This window comes from Sporosarcina cyprini (assembly GCF_022048975.1).
In the GTDB taxonomy this organism is placed as follows: Bacteria; Bacillota; Bacilli; order Bacillales_A; family Planococcaceae; genus Sporosarcina; species Sporosarcina cyprini.
The window spans coordinates 1-19,805 of sequence record NZ_JAKMHX010000029.1; the positions used below are offsets into that span (position 1 = coordinate 1).

The 19,805-nt window shown below is 45.9% G+C and carries 16 protein-coding genes and 1 other RNA gene; 3 read left to right on the forward strand and 14 right to left on the reverse strand.

Going from position 1 to position 19,805, the window contains the following annotated elements:
• Positions 1 to 55: 55 nt before the first annotated feature.
• Together L7D49_RS11900 and L7D49_RS11905 are read left to right on the forward strand one after the other, a co-directional pair.
• A protein-coding gene (locus L7D49_RS11900; RefSeq protein ID WP_238080140.1) for an IS3 family transposase occupies positions 56 to 1,410 on the forward strand; the annotation gives its coding sequence in 2 pieces (ribosomal slippage) (positions 56 to 509 and positions 509 to 1,410; 1,356 coding nt in all).
• Positions 1,411 to 1,624: 214 nt separating this feature from the next.
• Complete coding sequence (locus tag L7D49_RS11905) at positions 1,625 to 3,241, forward strand: hypothetical protein (RefSeq protein ID WP_238081107.1); 1,617 nt, start codon at positions 1,625 to 1,627, stop codon at positions 3,239 to 3,241.
• Between the two features lie 422 nt (positions 3,242 to 3,663).
• Here L7D49_RS11905 and L7D49_RS11910 read toward each other — a convergent pair whose 3' ends face one another.
• On the reverse strand, positions 3,664 to 4,986 hold the full coding sequence (locus tag L7D49_RS11910) for an oligosaccharide flippase family protein (protein WP_238081109.1): 1,323 nt from the start codon (positions 4,984 to 4,986) through the stop codon (positions 3,664 to 3,666).
• Positions 4,987 to 5,085: 99 nt separating this feature from the next.
• A complete protein-coding gene (locus L7D49_RS11915; RefSeq protein ID WP_238081111.1) occupies positions 5,086 to 6,183 on the reverse strand; it encodes an amidase domain-containing protein in 1,098 nt (365 codons plus the stop codon).
• Positions 6,184 to 6,632: 449 nt separating this feature from the next.
• Between L7D49_RS11915 and L7D49_RS11920 the strand changes: the two genes are divergently transcribed.
• Positions 6,633 to 7,466, forward strand: coding sequence for a polysaccharide deacetylase family protein (locus L7D49_RS11920; RefSeq protein ID WP_238081113.1), 834 nt, complete (start codon positions 6,633 to 6,635; stop codon positions 7,464 to 7,466).
• A gap of 130 nt (positions 7,467 to 7,596) precedes the next feature.
• On the opposite strand, the gene L7D49_RS11925 is transcribed toward L7D49_RS11920, so the two are convergent.
• The 12 genes from L7D49_RS11925 to L7D49_RS11980 all read right to left on the reverse strand — a co-directional run bounded on the left by L7D49_RS11925 (position 7,597) and on the right by L7D49_RS11980 (position 19,743).
• Positions 7,597 to 7,746 (reverse strand): hypothetical protein, encoded by a 150-nt coding sequence (locus L7D49_RS11925; RefSeq protein ID WP_238081115.1) that lies wholly within the window; start codon positions 7,744 to 7,746, stop codon positions 7,597 to 7,599.
• Positions 7,747 to 7,992: 246 nt separating this feature from the next.
• Positions 7,993 to 8,353, reverse strand: a transfer-messenger RNA (tmRNA) gene (ssrA, locus tag L7D49_RS11930).
• 159 nt (positions 8,354 to 8,512) lie between these two features.
• On the reverse strand, positions 8,513 to 8,980 hold the full coding sequence (gene smpB / locus L7D49_RS11935) for an SsrA-binding protein SmpB (RefSeq protein ID WP_184211722.1): 468 nt from the start codon (positions 8,978 to 8,980) through the stop codon (positions 8,513 to 8,515).
• A 45-nt stretch (positions 8,981 to 9,025) separates the two neighbouring features.
• Positions 9,026 to 11,323, reverse strand: coding sequence for a ribonuclease R (rnr, locus tag L7D49_RS11940; RefSeq protein ID WP_418895879.1), 2,298 nt, complete (start codon positions 11,321 to 11,323; stop codon positions 9,026 to 9,028).
• 94 nt (positions 11,324 to 11,417) lie between these two features.
• Entirely contained in the window at positions 11,418 to 12,173 is a 756-nt protein-coding gene (locus L7D49_RS11945) for an alpha/beta hydrolase (protein WP_272493175.1), read from the reverse strand.
• Between the two features lie 146 nt (positions 12,174 to 12,319).
• Complete coding sequence (gene secG, locus L7D49_RS11950) at positions 12,320 to 12,547, reverse strand: preprotein translocase subunit SecG (RefSeq protein WP_238081121.1); 228 nt, start codon at positions 12,545 to 12,547, stop codon at positions 12,320 to 12,322.
• A 130-nt stretch (positions 12,548 to 12,677) separates the two neighbouring features.
• Positions 12,678 to 13,973, reverse strand: a complete 1,296-nt coding sequence (gene eno, locus L7D49_RS11955; protein ID WP_238081123.1) for a phosphopyruvate hydratase — start codon at positions 13,971 to 13,973, stop codon at positions 12,678 to 12,680.
• Positions 13,974 to 13,990: 17 nt separating this feature from the next.
• Positions 13,991 to 15,517 carry a 2,3-bisphosphoglycerate-independent phosphoglycerate mutase gene (gpmI, locus tag L7D49_RS11960; protein WP_238081125.1) on the reverse strand — a complete coding sequence of 509 codons (1,527 nt, stop codon included), beginning with the start codon at positions 15,515 to 15,517 and terminating at the stop codon, positions 13,991 to 13,993.
• Positions 15,510 to 16,268, reverse strand: coding sequence for a triose-phosphate isomerase (gene tpiA / locus L7D49_RS11965; RefSeq protein ID WP_238081127.1), 759 nt, complete (start codon positions 16,266 to 16,268; stop codon positions 15,510 to 15,512). Before tpiA ends, gpmI begins: the two co-directional genes overlap by 8 nt.
• A gap of 14 nt (positions 16,269 to 16,282) precedes the next feature.
• On the reverse strand, positions 16,283 to 17,467 hold the full coding sequence (locus L7D49_RS11970) for a phosphoglycerate kinase (RefSeq protein WP_272493176.1): 1,185 nt from the start codon (positions 17,465 to 17,467) through the stop codon (positions 16,283 to 16,285).
• Positions 17,468 to 17,675: 208 nt separating this feature from the next.
• Positions 17,676 to 18,683: a type I glyceraldehyde-3-phosphate dehydrogenase gene (gap, locus tag L7D49_RS11975; protein WP_238081129.1), complete on the reverse strand. Its 1,008-nt coding sequence runs from the start codon at positions 18,681 to 18,683 to the stop codon at positions 17,676 to 17,678.
• A gap of 19 nt (positions 18,684 to 18,702) precedes the next feature.
• Positions 18,703 to 19,743, reverse strand: a complete 1,041-nt coding sequence (locus tag L7D49_RS11980; RefSeq protein WP_238081132.1) for a sugar-binding transcriptional regulator — start codon at positions 19,741 to 19,743, stop codon at positions 18,703 to 18,705.
• Positions 19,744 to 19,805 lie beyond the last annotated feature (62 nt).

The window sequence follows — 19,805 nt, forward strand, 5'->3', positions numbered from 1 at the left end:
TGAACTGCACCCCAATTGTTAGACACCATCTAATAATTGGAGGTGCAGTTTTTCTATGGCTAAATTTACTGTAGAAGATAAGTTACATGCAGTTAATCGTTATTTAAATGGCAGGGAAAGTTCACATGAAATAGCCAAGTCTTTGCAGACAGATAATAAAGCAATCCTTAAGTGGGTCAAACAATACGAATATCATGGTGCCGAAGCTTTTATTAAGTCTTGTACAACTTACACACAACAGTTTAAACTGGACGTACTCAATTACATGATTGAACAGGGCACATCCTTAAATGAAACTGCGGCTATTTTTAAGATCCCTTCCCCTTCTACAATTTTAGTTTGGAGGAAACAGTTGGAGACACAAGGAGTGGATGCCCTTCAATCAAAGAAAAAGGGGCGTCCATCCGTGAAAAAGGAATCCAATCAACAACATAAACCTGCACCGGTTAAAGGGTCTACTGAGGCGCTTGAAGCTCGTATTAAACAACTAGAAATGGAAAACACGTATTTAAAAAAGTTGAATGCCTTAGTTCAAAACAAGGAAAAATCACCAAAAAAGACAAAGCGCAAGTAGTCTTTGAACTAAGGCATGCATATCCGGTAAAGTTACTCGTGAAGCTCGCTGGTATTCCACGGAGTACGTATTATCATTTGGTGGCACGTCTGAATCAGCCAGATCCAGACGCAGATATAAAGGCAGAAATTAAGTCGATTTATGAAGAACACGAAGGACGTTATGGCTATCGTCGTATCCGTGATGAGCTTGCCAATCGTGGACGAAAGGTGAATCATAAGAAGGTTCAGCGCATCATGAGAGAGTTAGGTTTAAAGTGCTTGGTCCGTATGAAAAAATATAAATCTTATAAAGGGACGGTTGGTAAAATCGCGCCTAATAATTTAGAACGCAACTTTACTGCAGATGCCCCAAACGAAAAATGGGTCACCGACATTACGGAATTTAAGCTGTTTGGGGAAAAACTTTATTTATCACCTGTATTGGATTTGTTTAACGGTGAGATCATTACCTATACCATTGGTTCAAGACCAACGTATTCACTTGTTTCCGATATGTTGGAGAAGGCTTTGGAACGCTTGCCGGAGGACCACCAGCTACTAATGCATTCGGATCAAGGTTGGCATTATCAAATGAAGCAATATCGTCACGCACTTGAGTCTAGGGGGATTGTGCAAAGTATGTCCCGCAAGGGAAACTGTTACGACAATTCTGTGATGGAAAATTTCTTTGGCATTATGAAATCCGAGTTCCTCTATTTAAAGGAATTTGAAAGTGTAGAACATTTCAAAATAGAACTGGAAAGATACATCAATTACTATAATACAAAACGGTTGAAGGCAAAATTAAAAATGAGTCCGGTGCAATACCGAACTCATTTTACCCAAGCTGCCTGAAGTAATACCGTGTCTAACTTTTAGGGGTCACTTCATATATCAAGGGTTTTAACACTGATTTCATCTTATGGAGACGACGGGAGTCGAACCACCTTCTCACAGAAATGCTGTCTTGTCGTTGGTTTAGGAGGATTTTTCTTCCCCCACAAAAATCTGAACCCATACTAGGCATATAACATATGATAATTAGGAAGGAATTTAAGGAGTGAGAAATATGTACAATGATTATAGGTTTGATTCAAATTCCTACTATCTTTATCCCTCGCTTGCTAACTCACATCATACGTACAATGCTCTTAATGGGTATCTTAATCCATACCGGCACTACAGACCAGTGTATAATCAAGAAGGCTCTACGATTTATGGAGGTCTTAATACATTTATATCGACATTGAACAAAAGAGGATATATTGTTCAAGAAGGAAAATTAAAATATGTAGATATTCTACAATTAGCCAGTGAAGGAAAAGTTCCCTCGTGTTTCGGAAATAATGCAAATGCTCCATATGCGGTTTTAACCTTGCCGCCGGCTCCCAACCAGGATCCATCTCAAGGACAAGATCCTCCTATAGTATATAATCCGAATAACCCTAATAATTATCCGGAAAACATAAACGCGATCATACCAGGCGCAACGTTTAAACTGAGGCCTGATGAGGCGATTGTACTTATTGGCCAGACACCCCCACCTGCCTATTATTTTAGCTTCAGAAGCTACCTTGGATTAGCAGAAAATAAACCACTTAAAGACTATAGTGATGCTGTTACAGCAGGAAACGATCAGACTGGTTTTTACCACATGCTCTTTGCAAGTCTAGGTGATTCAGTGAGTAATCGGGGAATATGGACGGAACAAACGCCTCAAGGTTCGAGCGGGTCCCCTTTTAACAGCTCCACCATTATCATTAGTACAGCTGACAGATCTGTTAATCAACAAGTACGTGATGCCCTGGGAGTTGCCGGATATAGCTCCAACATTATGAATAATGACAACATACCGTTGGATATGGTCGACATGGGACTAGAGAAAGGAAAGGATACCTTTTTATTTGTGATGAGGGCTCAATTATGGGCACAAGAGGAAATTGGCGATGCCTATATCCAGAATGTCGATAAATTTTTCAAGGTATTACGCATTACGCCTAACATTCCTTTCGCTAATCGAACCCCATGGCCGATCCCAATTCTTAAAATGAGGGAAACAAATACGACTGAATATCAAGTTTTGCCTCATGCACGAAAGGAACTTGATCACTTACGCAACGAGATTATTCAAAGATATGGAGGCTCAGAATACGACCACGTTGACTTGAATACAGATAAATGGGTTATGGAAGGTTTTCAAGGTATTATGCAGGACGTGACTTGTCTGGGAGATAATAATGATGCGCTCTATTTAAGAACAGGCAATTTCCAATTCAAAAGCGATGATGATTTTATCATCATATACGGGGTAAATCATGAAAAAACTGGAAAAGCTACATTATGCCAAGCCAGTTTCTATGGTGCAGAGCTATTAAACGGCGTTGTTGGAGCTTTCAATAGCGTTGAGTTTCCTCATTCTGCTTCTGATTTTTTTCCGGAAAAATATGAGAACACTAATTACTATTATGTATTCAAAATGGCAAGAGAGATGGATAATGACCGTGTTGTTGTTGTACCGTACAGTGAAGGCAACCCCTTAGGAAGTGCCTATGGTGTTGATAATGATCAAGATGCCTTTATAGGTTTTAGGATTTACCAAGACAAAGAAACAGGGGTTGGCCCAGATCTTTACGATATTATCTGGGATCACGCCATCTTATTTACGAAAAAAGAAAAAAATCTATAAAAAAAATTATTCTTACCCTAACATAAGTAGAAAAGGTCTTCCACCGTATATTGGTCCCGTGGAAGACCTTTTGCTTCGTTCCTATCTATTGCTAATTCGAATCGCTAGCAAAAGTTGACGCTCCAATACTTAAGCGTCTACGCGTGGTAGATTGACTACTTACGGTTCGCGCGCACCTTTGCCGTCAATCAAGGCGTTTTGAGGCCGAGAAAAGTAAACACCTTCTAAAGCTTCCACTTCCACAAAATCGAAGCAGCAAGAATAAGGCAATGCATCCTATAAAAAATAGCATGCAGCCGAGTGATTGCATGGTTCCTGATTCTATACCGATATACAACAGAAAGTTTTCGAACGGAACGTTAAGAAAGCCTTTTGACACAAGAAAAATTAATATGCCAATAACGTCATTACTTGAAACACCCTTAACATCTTTTTTGTATAATGAGCGCATTCCAGAGGAGGGCTGTTATTTCCAAGATAAAAGCGCTAATCGCAACACCTGCATAACCGAATCCCGGTATCGCCGTTAAATAATAAGCGGCGATGGCAGAAAAAATAAGGCCCACTAGTAAACCGACTAGGGGAGCCTTTTTTTGATTAGCCGCCCAAAGGATCGTTGTCGTTAGCTCCCGCATGCCGGCAATAAGAGGAGCATAAGACATGTAGCGTATTGCTTCGGTTGCCTCTTGACTACCCACAATCAGCATAGATAAATTATCCGCATAAAAAAAAAGGATTAACATGGAACTGATTCCCCAGAACCACCCGATTTTTAAGGACATACTGGAACGCTCAACAAAACTGCTTTTTTTCCCGTTTTGCCAATTGGCCGTTAACCTAGCAGCCATTGTATATGATATTGCCGCGGTAACAATAGTAGGTAGATATACGATAGTTGTCGCGATTCCGAATACCTCTCCGAAAATGGCAATAGCCTCTGATTGACTTAGGCCAGAAACTTGCAGACGGCTAGGAATGATTAACGCATCAAGAAAATCGGACGCTGGCATAACGATACGCGTTAATGTAATAGCAAAGGATGATTTGATAAACAAAAAAATTCCAGGTCCAAGGATCAGCCACCTGGCGGATTTATTATATGTTCCGTTATTGATGGCAGGTATCAGATTCAATCTTTTATTATATTTCAGCGACCAAAGAAACAATAATGCGATACAGGCACCTGGAAATGCACCGAAAACGGCACCCCCTGCGGCAGCATAAGTGCCTTGTTCCATCCATAGAACTACAAGCAAAATCATTGTTCCAACACGAACCGTTTGTTCTATTATTTCAGAAACGGCCACATATCCGTAGAACTCCACACCTTGTAAGAATCCTCGGTATAGTTGAAGCAGTGGAACAATAAAAAGCGCCGGAGCTAGGCAGCGGATGGGAAACGTCAAGCTGTTATCTCCGAGAAAATGTGCAATAGTAGGCGCTATGGCGAAACAAAGCAAACTGGAAACAGTTCCAAGAAAAAAAATGGGTACAGCCAGACTTTTATAAACAAGCCAACCCTCTTTTTTATCCTTAGCGGTCAATAATGCCAACGATGCAGGAAAACCACCTGAGAGCAACGTAAGTGCGAAACCATAAACAGAATATACAATTTGATAAATTCCCATTCCTTCTGAGCCGAGAAGTCTAAACAAAGGAATGCGAACGGCAAGGCCGATTACTTTAACGAGAAATATAGCACCAGTACGCAGCGCTGTTTGTTTAATAAAGGTAGGCAGTCTCATCTATTCACCCCAAGTGACCTTGTCCTAATAACTATATGAACAAAATCACAGGGGTAGACTACGGAGACTTTTTACAAAGACCTTTTTTCGATTTTTCAATTAATCATTGATATGAACAAGGATATATTTCGTTGTTTTATCCCAGCCGAGGTCAAACGGTACACGATACCGATCCGCAGTATGGGAATTCACTAACGGATAGCCGTTAGCATCTTGTCCTACCACAACCGAAAAATGGTCCGTATCTCCATTCAGCGTGTAGCCGATCACGTCACCTGGCTTTAATCTTGAGATTGCTCCATGTGGATGTTTGTCGCTTGATTCAGTAACTTCTGTAAATGTCCCCTTTGCAATCAAACGTCCATATCCGGAATCGAGCAAGAAATGTTCAAAAGCATCCGTTTGTATCCATGCTTTACTTCCACTTCTCCAATTGCGCGTTTTCTGCAAACCGCCGCCTTCCTCCTCGTCGCCAAGAACTTGGGATACAAAGTTGGTACAGTCTCCGCCAAGTGGTGTGTAATCCTTATATTTCGAATTGTAACGGTTATTATTCCCGGCTCCCCAAGCTAGGCCCGCGTACTTATTGGCATAGGCCACTGCACGTTCACGATTATATCGCCCTTTACTCTGTGAAGTTTCGTTGTCGGGAGAAAGATGGGGGAAGCCCACTGGTGAATCCGCTATTAACTCTGAGTTTTCTTCAAGCGGATCCAAATACCATTCCTTTAATACCATCCAATTACCATCTATTTTCTTCAATGTAAGAGCATGCCGTGTACCGACACCAAAGGATTGGGGTGGTCGTGGATATACTGTATTATAGTCATACGATATTTTGGCCGTCTGTACCAGGGAAACATACGCTACATCCCCATCTTTTTTGAAACGAGTAATACGAATAGTGGGTTCTGCTCCTATAAGCTGTATGCCACGTTTATCTGCCCAAGTATTGAGGTACTTTCCGCGTCTTAATTCCATTTGATAAGCGTAGAGGCTTACCTTCTCGGTATGGATATAATACTTGTTAATGGATTCCGGAAGTTGATTGACAAGAAAGTCATTACGATCAACAAACAACTGTGTCAGGAAAGAAGCAACCTCCCTTTTGTCGTAATCCTCTTGAGCAAACGTTTCATTCAATGGAATCAAACCGACTAATAAAGTCATTCCGAACAATAGAACTAAGCGGAACAAGCCAAACTCCTCCTTACTTTATTTATTTTCCAATATTTGTTGATGGTGCTGTACCTTTCAATCCAACTTATGATGGTTCACTTCAATAGAAAATATCCGTTTCCTAATCAAACGTGGAATGCCTGCGACTTCAACTAAATCCACAACGTCATACTGACACTTTAGTTCGAAAATTACTTGCGCTTTGATTTTGTTTATAATTTTCAAACGGAATTCTAAATTCTTCGTACAAACTGGAATGCTAGGGTTGTTGTTTGTTTTGACAGTTATATTAACTACTGTTTCTTATGAATTTATCTCCATACTATATGGAAAGGGACTAGGCACTCGTTTGATTCTGAATGGTTATAGTGACTGATCCTTAAAATCTTTTTTGAATAATTAACCCGCTTTCGTCGAAAATAACAATGGTGTTATCAACACAATGGCATAAAAAAGGAGACGAATGGATGAAAGTTCTACTATTCAAGTGGCTGTTGGTTATGGGGATATTATTTAGTTTTCATATAACAGATATCATGACTGTTCATGCGAATGAGGAACCCTCGATAAATATATCGCGACAATGGTCGAAAGCGGTCATACAAAATGATCAGGAAGAAAAAATGCCTGACCAACAGCCAGTTGACCTACGAATTTTACAACAACGGTATCCAGATATCTTTTTCTTGCAAGGTCCTGCTGATCAAAAACGAGTTGCTTTGACTTTTGATGATGGTCCTGACCCACGCTTTTCAAATGATGTATTAGATGTATTGAAACAGTATAATGTACCAGCAACATTCTTCGTGTTAGGTTCAAAAGCCGTTGCTAATCCTGATATTGTCAAGCGAATGCAAAATGAGGGGCATGTAATCGGAAACCATACTTATTCCCATCTGAACCTTGTCAAAGAAGCCGACCTCCAAACCTTAGAGCGGGAAGCAACTAGAACGGAAGATGCTTTGAACGACATTATTGGTTACCGGACAAAATTATTTAGGCCGCCATATGGCTTCTTATACAATGAATTAGTCGAAAAACTACGCGACATGAACTATTACGTGATTGGCTGGTCGGTTGATTCGTTGGATTGGCAGGAAGACCCGCCGGAAGTTATTGCTTCAAATGTATTAGACAAAATACATCCTGGCGCGATTATTCTCATGCACGATGGGGCAGAATCAACTGGAGATCGAACCAATACAATCAAATCGCTTCAACAAATTATACCGACACTGCAAGAGCAGGGATACGAGTTTGTTACAGTTCCGGAATTGTTAAATATCCCCTTTAAGAAATAGAAGGTCTCTCTTCTATTTCTTTTTAATTTCCATCAAAAAAAATATCAAGCTTTACTATGCAATTTGAACAAGAGACCTAAGAATAAGAAAAAACATAGGGAGATTTTACTCTTCCTATGTTTCATTCAAATTATTTATCTGTTTGTTTTTGCTTTTTCTTCAAATACTCCGTACGTATTTTTTCCAGGTGCTGCTTTTTATTAAATTTGACCGCCTTGTTTTGTTCATGATATTTTGCCACAGCCGTTTTACTTTTGTTGTCCAATTGATATTTCCCCACGTTGTTCACCTACTTTTCTTTTCTCATCTATAAATATAATGGGCCTTAGTTAAATGAAGTATACCTTTTACCTTTAATAGCAACTTTCATTCTAATCTGCTTAGTGATTAACGATGCAAAGCCTCTATTACTCATCATTTTATCCAAAAAATCATAAAAAATAGGGATATTGCCCAAGAGTACAACCCCTGTTCAATACCCCTATCTTTCTAAATCATTGTTACGACTACTTTTTTGTCCATTTAACTATGGAGACGGTGGGAGTCGAACCCACGTCCAAAGGCTCCAATACTTAAGCGTCTACGCGTGTAGATTGACTACTTACGGTTCGCGCTGCATTATGCCGTCAATCAAGGCGTCTTGAGCGCTATCCTGGTAGTCTCTTGCAACGGCCTCAGGAGGCGACCGTTACCGTATCCCACTAATAGGTGAGCCTAACAATGCCACATGGGCGATGGAACTGCTAGGCAGATTCATCAGCTTACGCTGCGAATGCTAAGTTGTTGTTTGTTTTGCCAGTTATTATTAACTGTCGTTTCTGACGGAGTCGAGCCCTCCGACGCGCAGCTCAAGCTCAGACCACCCCTGTCGAATCCGTAACGTCCCCGGTATAAAAGGTTGAATCAGTCAGGCGCTATGCCTGCCTTTCAACACAATCAACTGGAGAGTCAGGAAATGCTACGCCCGAAGCATAGCAGGTTTCTGAACTATCACTGTCCCTATCATACAATGTTTCTGCAGCAATTTCAATGGAAAACGCTTCCGCTTAGTATTGCTGCTTCGCTTTGAAGGCGCGTTCCATTTCGCGTTTTGCTTCTTTTTTCTTCAGGTCGTCCCGTTTGTCGTAGAGCTTTTTCCCTTTCCCGATGCCGATCAGGACTTTGGCGAAGCCGTCCTTCAAGTACATTTTGAGCGGGACGATGGCGACGCCCTGTTCTTTGATTTGGCCAACGAGCGTACTGATCTGCTTGCGATGCAATAGCAGCTTGCGGGAACGGATTGGGTCGTGGTTGTACCGGTTCCCTTGCTCGTACGGGCTAATATGCATATTGGAGATCCATGCTTCGTTGTTGCGAATGAGGACAAACGCGTCGCGAAGCTGGACCTTTCCGTTACGGACTGATTTAATTTCTGTCCCTTGGAGGACGATGCCCGCTTCGATTGTTTCTTCGATTGCGAAGTCATGGTTTGCTTTTTTATTGACCGCAATGACTTTTCCTTGGCCTTTTCCCATTGTCAACACCCCTCTAAAGCAGCCGGAGGGGATTGCCGCTCCGGCCTATTTTCTCTTTCTTGGACGTTTCTTTGTTTTCTTGGCGACGCCCTCATAGAATTTCTTCTTTTGGCTCGGTCCGCCCTGTTTTTTGCCTGGTGACGATTTGTCGCTTCGCTTTCCTTCCCCGCGTTTGCCGCCTTCCGATCCTCCTTGCTTTTTCGCATGGATGACTTTCGGCGTTTCCTTACGTGTCCGGTGGAATGATTGCTTCATGCCGGCGATTTCAAAGTCGATCGCGGATTCTTCCGGTTTGACGGATACGACGCGGATCGTCACTTCGTCCCCGATGCGGAATTGCTTGCCTGTATGGCCACCGATCATCATCATTTGGCGGTCATCGAATCGGTAGTAATCGTCTGTCATGTAGCTCACATGGACGAGTCCTTCCACCGTGTTTTCCAGCTCGACGAACATGCCGAAATTCGTAATGGACGAGATGACGCCGTCGAATTCCTCACCGATTTTATCGAGCATGTACTGTGCCTTCTTCAATGCGTCTGTATCGCGTTCTGCATCAACTGCACGTCTTTCCCTGTCGGATGTATGCTGGGCGATTTCAGGCAGTGCAGCGTTCCAGTGGGCAATCGTTTCGGACGACAGGTCCTTCTCGATCAAGTACGTGCGGATCAACCGGTGGACGATCAAGTCCGGATAACGGCGGATCGGTGATGTGAAGTGCGTATAGAAATCGGTCGACAAGCCGAAATGGCCGAGGCTTTCCTCGAAGTATTTCGCTTGTTGCATCGAACGAAGCAACATCGTCGAAATAACCGTCTCTTCCGGCAGGCCTTCGATCGATTCGATGATCTCCTGCAAGGCACGCGGGTGGACATGGTTTCCTGTCCCCTTCACGACAATACCGAAATTCGTCAGGAACTCAAAGAACCGCGCCAGTTTTTCCTCTTTCGGATTTTCGTGGATCCGGTAGATGAATGGCACATTCAGCCAGTGGAAGTGCTCCGCCACTGTTTCGTTTGCCGCGAGCATGAATTCCTCGATCAGCTGCTCGGAAACCGTCCGTTCACGCAGCACGATGTCCGTCGGCCAGCCCTCTTCATTGACAAGGACTTTCGATTCCTTAAAATCGAAGTCAATCGCGCCACGACCCATCCGCTTCTGGCGTAGGATGGCAGCGAGGTCGCCCATATCATTGAGCATCGGCACGATATGCTCATACTTTTTGAGCAGCTCTTCGTCCTTCTCCGCAATGATCTTATACACATCCGTATACGTCATCCGCTCTTTCGAATGGATGACACTTTCGAAAATTTCATGGTCGGTGATTTTTCCGCTTCCGTCAATCGTCATCCGGCACGACAATGTAAGACGGTCGACGCCAGGATTCAACGAACAGATGCCGTTCGACAGCTTATGAGGAAGCATCGGGATGACCCGGTCGGTCAAGTAGACACTCGTTCCGCGCTCATACGCTTCATCGTCCAGTGCCGTGTTCTCCCGCACATAATGGCTGACATCAGCGATATGGACGGACAGGACGTATGTGCCATCGTTGTTTTTCACGACGGAAACAGCATCATCCAAGTCTTTGGCATCCGCGCCGTCAATCGTAATGATCTGTTCGTCGCGCAAGTCACGGCGCTTGAACAAGTCTTTCTCCTGCACCGTGTCCGGAGTCGATTTAATCTCATCCATGACCTCTTGCGGGAATTCGATTTCAATGCCATGTTTATAAATGATCGATAAAATATCGACGCCCGGGTCGTTTTTATGCCCGAGAATTTGCACGACCATGCCCGTTGCCGATTTCAGTTCACTTGGCCATTCTGTAATCTCAACGACCACTTTATGGCCTTCCACTGCATTCAGGCTATGGCCTTTCGCGATGAAAATGTCCATCGGCAGCCGTTTGTCGTCCGGAATGACGAAACCGAAGCCGCGATTGTCCTGATATGTCCCAACGACTTTAGTCGTCTTCCGTTCCGCGATGCGGATGATCGTTCCTTCGCGGCGGTCGCCCATGGAGCTGTTCGCAATACGTACGAGTACGATATCGCCATTCATTGCGCCGTTCACTTCTGTCGGCGGAATGAAAATATCATCCATGCCTTCCGTTTCCGGGGTCACAAATCCGAAGCCTTTCGCATGGCCGATAAATTTGCCGCGCACGAGATTCATGCGCTCCGGCACGCCGTATCGGTTTGTCCGTGATCTGACGATGTCGCCCTTCTGCTCGAGATGGACAAGCATCTTAACCAGTTCCTTGAATTCCGCCGCCCCTTCGATTCCTAATGATTCCTGAATCTCCTGGACCGTAAGCGGTTTATACGATTCCTCTTTCATGAATGCCAAGAGACGTTCTCTTAATTGCTCATCAAAAAATTCCAATGATAAAGTCCCCTCCTTCTATCTACAACATGTTCATCTAGTTACAGTTTCACACGTTCCAATCCAATGATTCAAGAAATTGAAATACATCTTCATGGAGTTGTTCCTTTTCCGGCCCTAATGTAATGACGTGGCCGGAGTTTTCATACCATTTGATTTGCTTATCGAGCGATTCGGTGTTGTCGTAAATGACGTTGGCCGAATCGGGATCAATGACTTCATCCTGCGTCGCCTGGACGACAAATAACGGCGCATACACATGGTCGAGTTTATCTCTGACATCATATACAAGGGCCCGTAAGTCTGCCAAAGACGGCATCGTTTTTCCGCGAAGAGCATCCACTTCCTCTTCGATGACGGACTCCTCTTTTCCTTCGTACTTCTTATAGTCTTTCGCGTATTTCAACACGCCTTCAAACATCGTGTCCGTCGTCTTCATCGACATTGGCGCACACATTGTCACAATACCCTTTACCGGATAATTCATTCCTACGTTCAATGAAAACACGCCGCCCAGCGACAAGCCGGCGACTGCGATTTCCTCATAGCCTGCCTCACGCAGCTGATTATATCCTGCTTCGACATCGGCCCACCACTGGTCCGGTCCCGTCTCGATCAATTCTTCCGGCGGAACGCCATGACCGCGGTAATGCGGCGCAAGTGATGTATAGCCTTTCTTCTCCAGAAAACGGCCGAGCATCCGGACATCAGCTGATGTACCGGTAAATCCGTGCAGCAAGAGGACAGCACGCTTCCCCTTTTCAAAGAAAAACGGTTTCGGTTGAGCAATTCTCAAATCAATCATCCTTCCAAAACGTTTAGATGTAAATGGTCACCTATATGTATCATGCGCTCCTTCTCTTATCCTATTCTTCCCAATGAAAGAGAAAAGAAAACGCCTGACCCTACTTGGAAGGTCAGGCGCTGAGCAAGTCTGCTTACAATATGTTGTTAAAATTTAACGATCGCAATTGCTAAAATAAAAAACAGAATGGACAATACAATCGTCACCCGTTGGAGGACGAGGTCCAATCCACGCGCCTTTTGTTTTCCAAAAAGTTGTTCAGCACCACCGGAGATGGCTCCTGACAGGCCTGCACTTTTTCCGGATTGCAATAAGACTACTACGATTAAAGCGATTGAGACAATTAAAAGCAACGTCATTAACAAAGCATGCACTTTGTTCCCACCTCCTGCATAGTACATCACGACATTTCTATTCTATCAAACATTGCCAAACGTGACAACAACATTTGTCAATTCCGTCTGATTATGCAGAAATGTCGTGAAGAGGTTCCTGCTCGGTCTATTACTTTTTCAAGTTATAGAAAGTGCGTGCTCCTAGGTATTGCGCTGTATCATCGAGCTGATCTTCAATGCGAAGAAGCTGGTTGTATTTCGCTACGCGGTCCGTACGGGAAGGTGCACCCGTTTTGATTTGGCCAGCGTTTGTCGCTACTGCGATGTCGGCAATTGTCGTATCTTCCGACTCGCCGGAGCGGTGGGAAATAACAGCTGTATAGCCCGCGCGTTTCGCCATTTCGATCGCATCGAATGTTTCTGTCAATGTACCGATTTGATTTACTTTGATAAGGATGGAGTTTCCAACGCCCTCTTCAATGCCGCGTGCCAATTTCTCTGTATTCGTTACGAACAGGTCATCACCGACAAGCTGCACTTTTTTGCCAAGGCGTTCTGTCAGCAATTTATGGCCAGCCCAGTCGTTTTCATCCAAGCCGTCTTCGATGGAAACGATCGGGTATTTATTGCAAAGCTCTTCGTACCAATCAACCATTTCTGCTGAAGTCTTGACGATGCCTTCGCCAGCCAAGTTATAGTTGCCTGCTTCTTTGTCATAGAACTCAGAGGATGCGACGTCCATCGCGAGCAATACTTCTTCGCCTGGCTTGTAGCCCGCTTTTTCGATCGCTTCAATGATCGTAGAAAGTGCTTCTTCGTTGGAAGCAAGGTTCGGCGCAAAGCCGCCTTCATCACCTACAGCTGTGTTCAAGCCTTTTGCTTTGAGGACGCTCTTCAGGCTATGGAAGATTTCCGCACCCATGCGAAGTCCATGGCGGAATGATTCTGCACCGACTGGCATCACCATGAACTCTTGGATATCAACGTTGTTATCCGCATGTTCGCCGCCGTTTAGGATGTTCATCATTGGTACCGGCAATTGCTTCGCGTTGACACCGCCTAAGTATTGATAAAGCGGGATATCGAGATAATCAGCAGCCGCATGTGCAACCGCCATGGAAACGCCTAGAATCGCGTTCGCGCCAAGCTTTCCTTTGTTTTTCGTGCCATCGAGTTCAATCAACGCTTTGTCGACAAGAACTTGGTCAAGTACAGAGTAACGGTCCACGAGCTCTTCTGCGATAATTTCTTCGATATGGTCAACCGCCTTTAGAACACCTTTGCCATTGTAGCGGTCCGCATCTCCGTCACGCAGCTCAACCGCTTCGTATTCGCCTGTCGATGCGCCGGAAGGAACGATGGCGCGACCGAATGCTCCGCTTTCTGTGAACACTTCCACCTCGACTGTCGGATTTCCGCGTGAATCAAGGACTTCTCTTGCTTGGATATGTGTAATGATTGGCATAGTTATTCTCTCCTTAATTAAAATAATGGTGTTCCTGTCATTTCAGCAGGTTGTTCAATTCCGAGCAGCTTCAACATCGTTGGGGCCAGGTCGGCTAGAATGCCGCCCTCGCGGATCGTGATGTCATGCTTGGTAATGATGACAGGCACGGGATTCGTCGTGTGGGCTGTCATCGGTTTGTCTTCCTCTGTCCTCACTTCATCCGCATTGCCATGGTCAGCTGTTACGATCGCAACGCCGCCCTTCGCATGGATGGCATCGATGATTTGGCCGAGGCATACGTCCACCGTCTCAATCGCCTTAACTGTCGGCTCCAGCATGCCACTATGGCCGACCATGTCCGGGTTGGCAAAGTTGAGAATGATGGCATCCTGCTTGTCGTCATCAATTTGCGCAAGCAGCGCTTCCGTCACTTCCACTGCGCTCATTTCTGGCTGCAAGTCATACGTCGCGACTTTTGGAGAAGCGATGAGAATCCGGGTTTCCCCTTCAAACTCCTCTTCCCGTCCGCCGCTCATGAAGAAGGTGACATGCGGGTATTTCTCGGTTTCTGCTATACGCAGTTGCCGCAGTCCGTTCGCCGATAGGACTTCGCCAATCGTGTTGACGAGGTTATCGTTTCGGAAAACGACATCCGCCTGGACTTCCTCACTGTATTCAGTAAAGGTGACAAACTCCAGATTTTCGAGCGTTTTCGGTCCTGTATGGAATCCGTCAAACGATGGATCCGTAAACGCACGGGATAGCTGAATTGCGCGGTCTGGACGGAAATTAAAGAAGATGACCGCATCTCCTTCATTGACCGTTGCGACCGGCTTTCCATCCTTCTCGATGACGAACGGCACGACGAATTCATCCGTTACGTCCTCGTCATATGATTTGAGAATTCCTTCCGATGCAGAACCCGCCATGTTCCCTGTTCCATCGACGATCGCGCGATACGCTAGTTCCACGCGGTCCCATCGCTTGTCCCGGTCCATCGCGTAATAACGTCCCGAGACCGTCGCAATCTTGCCGACTTCCAAGTTCTCCATTACTTTTTCGGTTTGGCCGATATACTCCATCGCCGTTTTCGGGCCGACATCGCGCCCGTCCAGAAATGCGTGGACATATACGTTTTTCAGCCCGTTCATTTTCGCTAATCGCAAGAGGGCAAACATATGCTCATAATGGCTGTGGACGCCCCCGTCCGATACAAGCCCCATCAAATGAAGCGCGGTGCCATTTTGTTTTGCATGCTGGACCGCCTTCAGCAAAGCCGGGTTCTCAAAGAAGTCTCCATCCTTGATGGACTTGTTAATGCGCGTCAGGCTTTGGTAGACGATCCGGCCGGCCCCGATGTTCAAATGGCCGACTTCGGAGTTCCCCATCTGCCCTTCCGGCAAACCGACGGCTTCGCCGCATGCCGTGAGCGTGGAATGAGGAAAGTTATTCCATAGTAAATCGTAATTCTGCTTATTCGCTTGAGCGACCGCATTTCCGAATTTCTCATCCCGCAGGCCGAAGCCATCTAAGATGATGAGTGCTACCGGTCCTTTACTCATGGACGCCCGCCTCCACCAATTTCAGGAAGGATGCCGGATCTAGGCTCGCACCGCCTACGAGTGCGCCGTCGATATGCTCCTTGGACAGAAGCTCAACGATATTTTCAGGTTTCACGCTGCCGCCGTATTGGATACGGATGCTGTCTGCGATCTCCTGGTCGTACAATGCTGCGATGGCGGAACGGATTTCTTTACATACTTCATTCGCATCATCAGCCGTCGCTGTTTTCCCTGTGCCGATCGCCCAAATCGGTTCGTATGCGATAACGGCGTTGATTGCGTCTGTTCCTTCGATGTTTTGGAATGCCTTTTTCACTTGGTCAGAAACGCGGCTGACCGTCTCGCCTGCTTCACGCTCTTCCAATGTTTCACCGACACAGACGATTGGTGTCAATTGATGGGCAAAAGCAGCTTTCACTTTCGCATTAACCGACTCATCTGTTTCATTGAAATATTGCCGGCGTTCGGAGTGACCTAAAATGACATACCCGACGCCAAGGTCTGCAAGCATGGCCGGGCTTACTTCGCCCGTGAACGCGCCTTCTTCCTTGTCGTGCATCGTTTGGGCTCCGATGGAGAGAGGGGTGCCCTTCGTCATTTGGACGAGCTCAGCCAAATAGAGTGCCGGCGAGCAAATGACCGCATCGACATCCGAAGCGGGCAGCTTGCCTTTTACTTCGTCGACAAAGGTTTTTGCTTCCCCCATCGTCTTATACATTTTCCAGTTTCCTGCAATGATCGGTTTCCGCACTTCGATCTCTCCTCTCACTTATCGTTTAAAGCAGATACGCCCGGAAGTTCCTTGCCTTCCATGAATTCAAGGGATGCGCCGCCGCCTGTAGAAATGTGATCCATTTGATCTGCGACATTGAACTTCTCAACAGCTGCTGCAGAGTCGCCGCCGCCGATAACGGTATACGCTTCCGTGCGGGCCATTGCTTCAGCCACTTGTTTCGTCCCTTGCGAGAATGGCTCCATTTCAAACACGCCCATCGGCCCGTTCCAAATAACCAATTTCGATTGTTCGATTACTTTTGCATAAAGTGCTGCTGTTTCAGGCCCGATATCGAGACCCATCCAGCCGGCAGGAATTGCATCGATTTTCACTGTTTGTACGTTGGCAGTCGCAGAGAATTCATCCGCAATGACCGCGTCGATCGGCAAGTACAAGTTGACGCCTTTGTCTTTTGCTTTTTGAATGAATGAGGCTGCCAGTTCAATTTTATCTTCTTCCAAAAGCGAGTTGCCTGTGTCGTACCCTTGCGCTTTTGAGAATGTATAGGAGAGTCCGCCGCCAATTAATAAATTATCGACTTTATCAAGCAGGTGGTCGATGACTCCGATTTTGTCCTTTACTTTCGCTCCGCCAATAATTGCGGTAAACGGACGGTCCGGGTCGGATAAAGCTTTTCCAAGCACGTCCAATTCTTTTTCCAGAAGCAATCCGGAAACCGCAGGCAAATAGTCTGCGATGCCTGCTGTCGATGCATGTGCACGGTGTGCAGCGCCAAACGCATCGTTGACGAACAAGTCCGCAAGCGCAGCAAATTGTTTTGCGAGTTCAGGATCGTTCTTTTCCTCACCTGAATGGAAACGGACATTTTCAAGCAATAGGATGTCTCCGTCCTGCATGGAAGCGATTGCTTCTTCGACAGCTGATCCGATCGATTCATCCAGCTTCTTTACCGGTTTCCCGATCAATTGGGATAGTCGTTCCCCTGCCGCTGTTAGTCTGAATTCCTCTTTCACTTCGCCTTTCGGGCGGCCGAGGTGGCTTGCTAAAATGACTTTGGCCCCTTGGCTGGTCAAATATTCGATCGTCGGGATAGCAGCGCGGATTCTCGTATCATCCGTAACGGCTCCATCCTCCATCGGCACATTAAAATCAACCCGGCAAAAAACTCGTTTGCCACCTAGTTCTATATCTTTCATCGTCTGTTTGGACATCATGAAAAATAGCACACCTCCGTATGTAATGTAACTTCCTTTTGAGGGGAATCCCCATCAACTTCTTTCCGACTAATCATACCATATCCCAACATCTGCTACCGCAGAAAATAACCCGGTATCGGATGGTAGAAAAAAAGAGGAACGGGCTGATCCGTTCCTCTACCCAACTACATTATAAGACGTAGGTTGTTTGTTGGCTATGATTTGATTATAACCCTTGTTGCTGCATGTATAATGCCAAGTCGATGCAGCGTGCAGAGTATCCTGATTCATTGTCGTACCAAGAGATGACTTTCACCATATTGCCGTCAAGCACCATTGTGGACAGGCCGTCTACAGTGGAAGATGCTGTGTTGCCGTTATAGTCGCGGGACACGAGCGGGATTTCATTGTAGTACAAGAAACCTTTTAATTCATTCTCAGACGCGTTTTTCAAAGCTGCATTTACGTCTTCGACTGTCACTTCCTTGCCGACTTCTGCAACGAAATCAACGAGCGATACGTTCGGTGTTGGAACACGAACTGCCATGCCATCCAACTTCCCTTTCAATTCAGGGATTACCTTTGTAACGGCAGATGCTGCGCCAGTTGTCGTTGGAATCATGGATTCCGCAGCAGCGCGCGCACGGCGGTAATCGTCATGCGGCAAGTCCAGGATACGCTGGTCATTTGTGTATGAGTGAACTGTTGTCATCATGCCGCGTTTTATGCCAAACTCGTCGTTAAGCACTTTGACGACAGGTGCCAGGCAGTTTGTCGTACAAGAAGCGTTCGATACGATATGGTCGGAACCTGCATCATAATCCTTGTGGTTGACGCCCATAACCAATGTTTTGATATCGCCTTTTGCTGGAGCTGACAGAATTACTTTTTTCGCTCCTGCATCGATATGCTTTTGAAGTCCTTTTTGGTCGCGGAAGACGCCTGTTGATTCAATGACGACATCAACCTCAAGCTCTTTCCAAGGCAACGCCGCAGGATCTTTTTCAGCATAGACGCGAATCTTTTTGCCGTTGACGACAAGATGATTTTCATCCGATCCGACTTCCGCATCAAAGATTCCATGCACCGAGTCATACTTGAGCAAATGCGCCAGCATCGCTGCGTCCGTCAAATCGTTGACCGCGACGATTTCAATATCGTCATGCGCCATTGCTTCCCGAAATACCACTCTGCCAATTCGTCCAAATCCGTTAATCGCCATTTTCAATGTCATGTGAATGACCTCCATCTATTTAAGTATTTTTACGTAGTATCCGTTGCATTTCAGCGGCTGCCCCTTCATCGGTCACTAAGATCGTTTGCCGAGGCGCGCTAGCCATATAGGCGAGTATCGCGGCTGCTTTGCTTGCACCGCCTGCCACTGCAATTAATAGCGGGACATGTTCCAACTGTTCGGTCTTTATGCCAACCGTCCGCAGTCGATAGACAACGTTTCCGTTTTCATCGAAATAATAACCAAATGCCTCTCCAAGAGCTTTCCCCTGTTCCAGCAATTCCAATTCCTCATCCGATGAATTCCGTATCGCTGCCATCTTTTTTGCATCGCCAATCCCATGCAGGACGCAATCCGTCTTCTCATACAGCGCCATCATCTCAAGCGCGGCAGGTTCTTTCCGGAACACCTCATGCGCTTCTTCGCTTAGCGTTTCGGGGTAATAGAACGTGCTGTACGTTGCACCGCAAGCTTGGGCAAATAATGCCGAGATGACATTCGCCTGCAAGCCGATATCCTCCCCGACGCCGCCTCTTGCTGCAATAAACCGCAACCGTTCAGCTTCCGGGAATTTCCCGATAAAAGGGGGGATCGCCGCAACCGAACTGCCGCCCGTCACCGCCACAATTTGACCGTCTCCGATCAACGTAACAAATTGCTCCGCCGCCTCTTTGCCAATGACGGCTTTGACAGAAGACGTCACATCAGAGTCGCCAGGGACAACAATGACTTTCCGGATGCCGATCGTCTGCTCCAAATAGCGTGCAAGCGTATTACGGCCCGACCAATCATCCATACTAGTACGCAGCGACGACAGCATCTGCCTGCCTTCCTCTGTCACGCTGGCTCCTTCCTTCTCAATGCGGATCAAGCCCGCATCCCGAAGAGCCTCCAGCACATTACGCGCTTCCCGTTCCGACAGCTTCGCCACCTGGCCTAGCTGCCGCCTCCCGATCGGCCCGCTCATATCAATAAATTTTAATGCACTATATCGCTGTTGCATGAGATCCATCATTTCAGGCACAAGCTTCCGTTGCGCCTCGAGGAAATCCGAGTTCAATGAAAGCCCCTCTTTTCTATGGACAAAAAATGTCCCACTTATTTATTTTTGTCCCACCTAAG

Bases quoted from the DNA above. Each gene is read 5' to 3' on its own strand.
- rnr (WP_418895879.1), bottom strand. From the start codon at position 11,323: ATGAAAGAGGAATCGTATAAACCGCTTACGGTCCAGGAGATTCAGGAA.
- L7D49_RS11970 (WP_272493176.1), bottom strand. From the start codon at position 17,467: ATGATGTCCAAACAGACGATGAAAGATATAGAACTAGGTGGCAAACGA.
- L7D49_RS11905 (WP_238081107.1), top strand. From the start codon at position 1,625: ATGTACAATGATTATAGGTTTGATTCAAATTCCTACTATCTTTATCCC.
- L7D49_RS11945 (WP_272493175.1), bottom strand. From the start codon at position 12,173: ATGATTGATTTGAGAATTGCTCAACCGAAACCGTTTTTCTTTGAAAAG.
- L7D49_RS11910 (WP_238081109.1), bottom strand. From the start codon at position 4,986: ATGAGACTGCCTACCTTTATTAAACAAACAGCGCTGCGTACTGGTGCT.
- smpB (WP_184211722.1), bottom strand. From the start codon at position 8,980: ATGGGAAAAGGCCAAGGAAAAGTCATTGCGGTCAATAAAAAAGCAAAC.
- gpmI (WP_238081125.1), bottom strand. From the start codon at position 15,517: ATGAGTAAAGGACCGGTAGCACTCATCATCTTAGATGGCTTCGGCCTG.
- eno (WP_238081123.1), bottom strand. From the start codon at position 13,973: ATGCCAATCATTACACATATCCAAGCAAGAGAAGTCCTTGATTCACGC.
- L7D49_RS11920 (WP_238081113.1), top strand. From the start codon at position 6,633: ATGAAAGTTCTACTATTCAAGTGGCTGTTGGTTATGGGGATATTATTT.
- gap (WP_238081129.1), bottom strand. From the start codon at position 18,683: ATGACATTGAAAATGGCGATTAACGGATTTGGACGAATTGGCAGAGTG.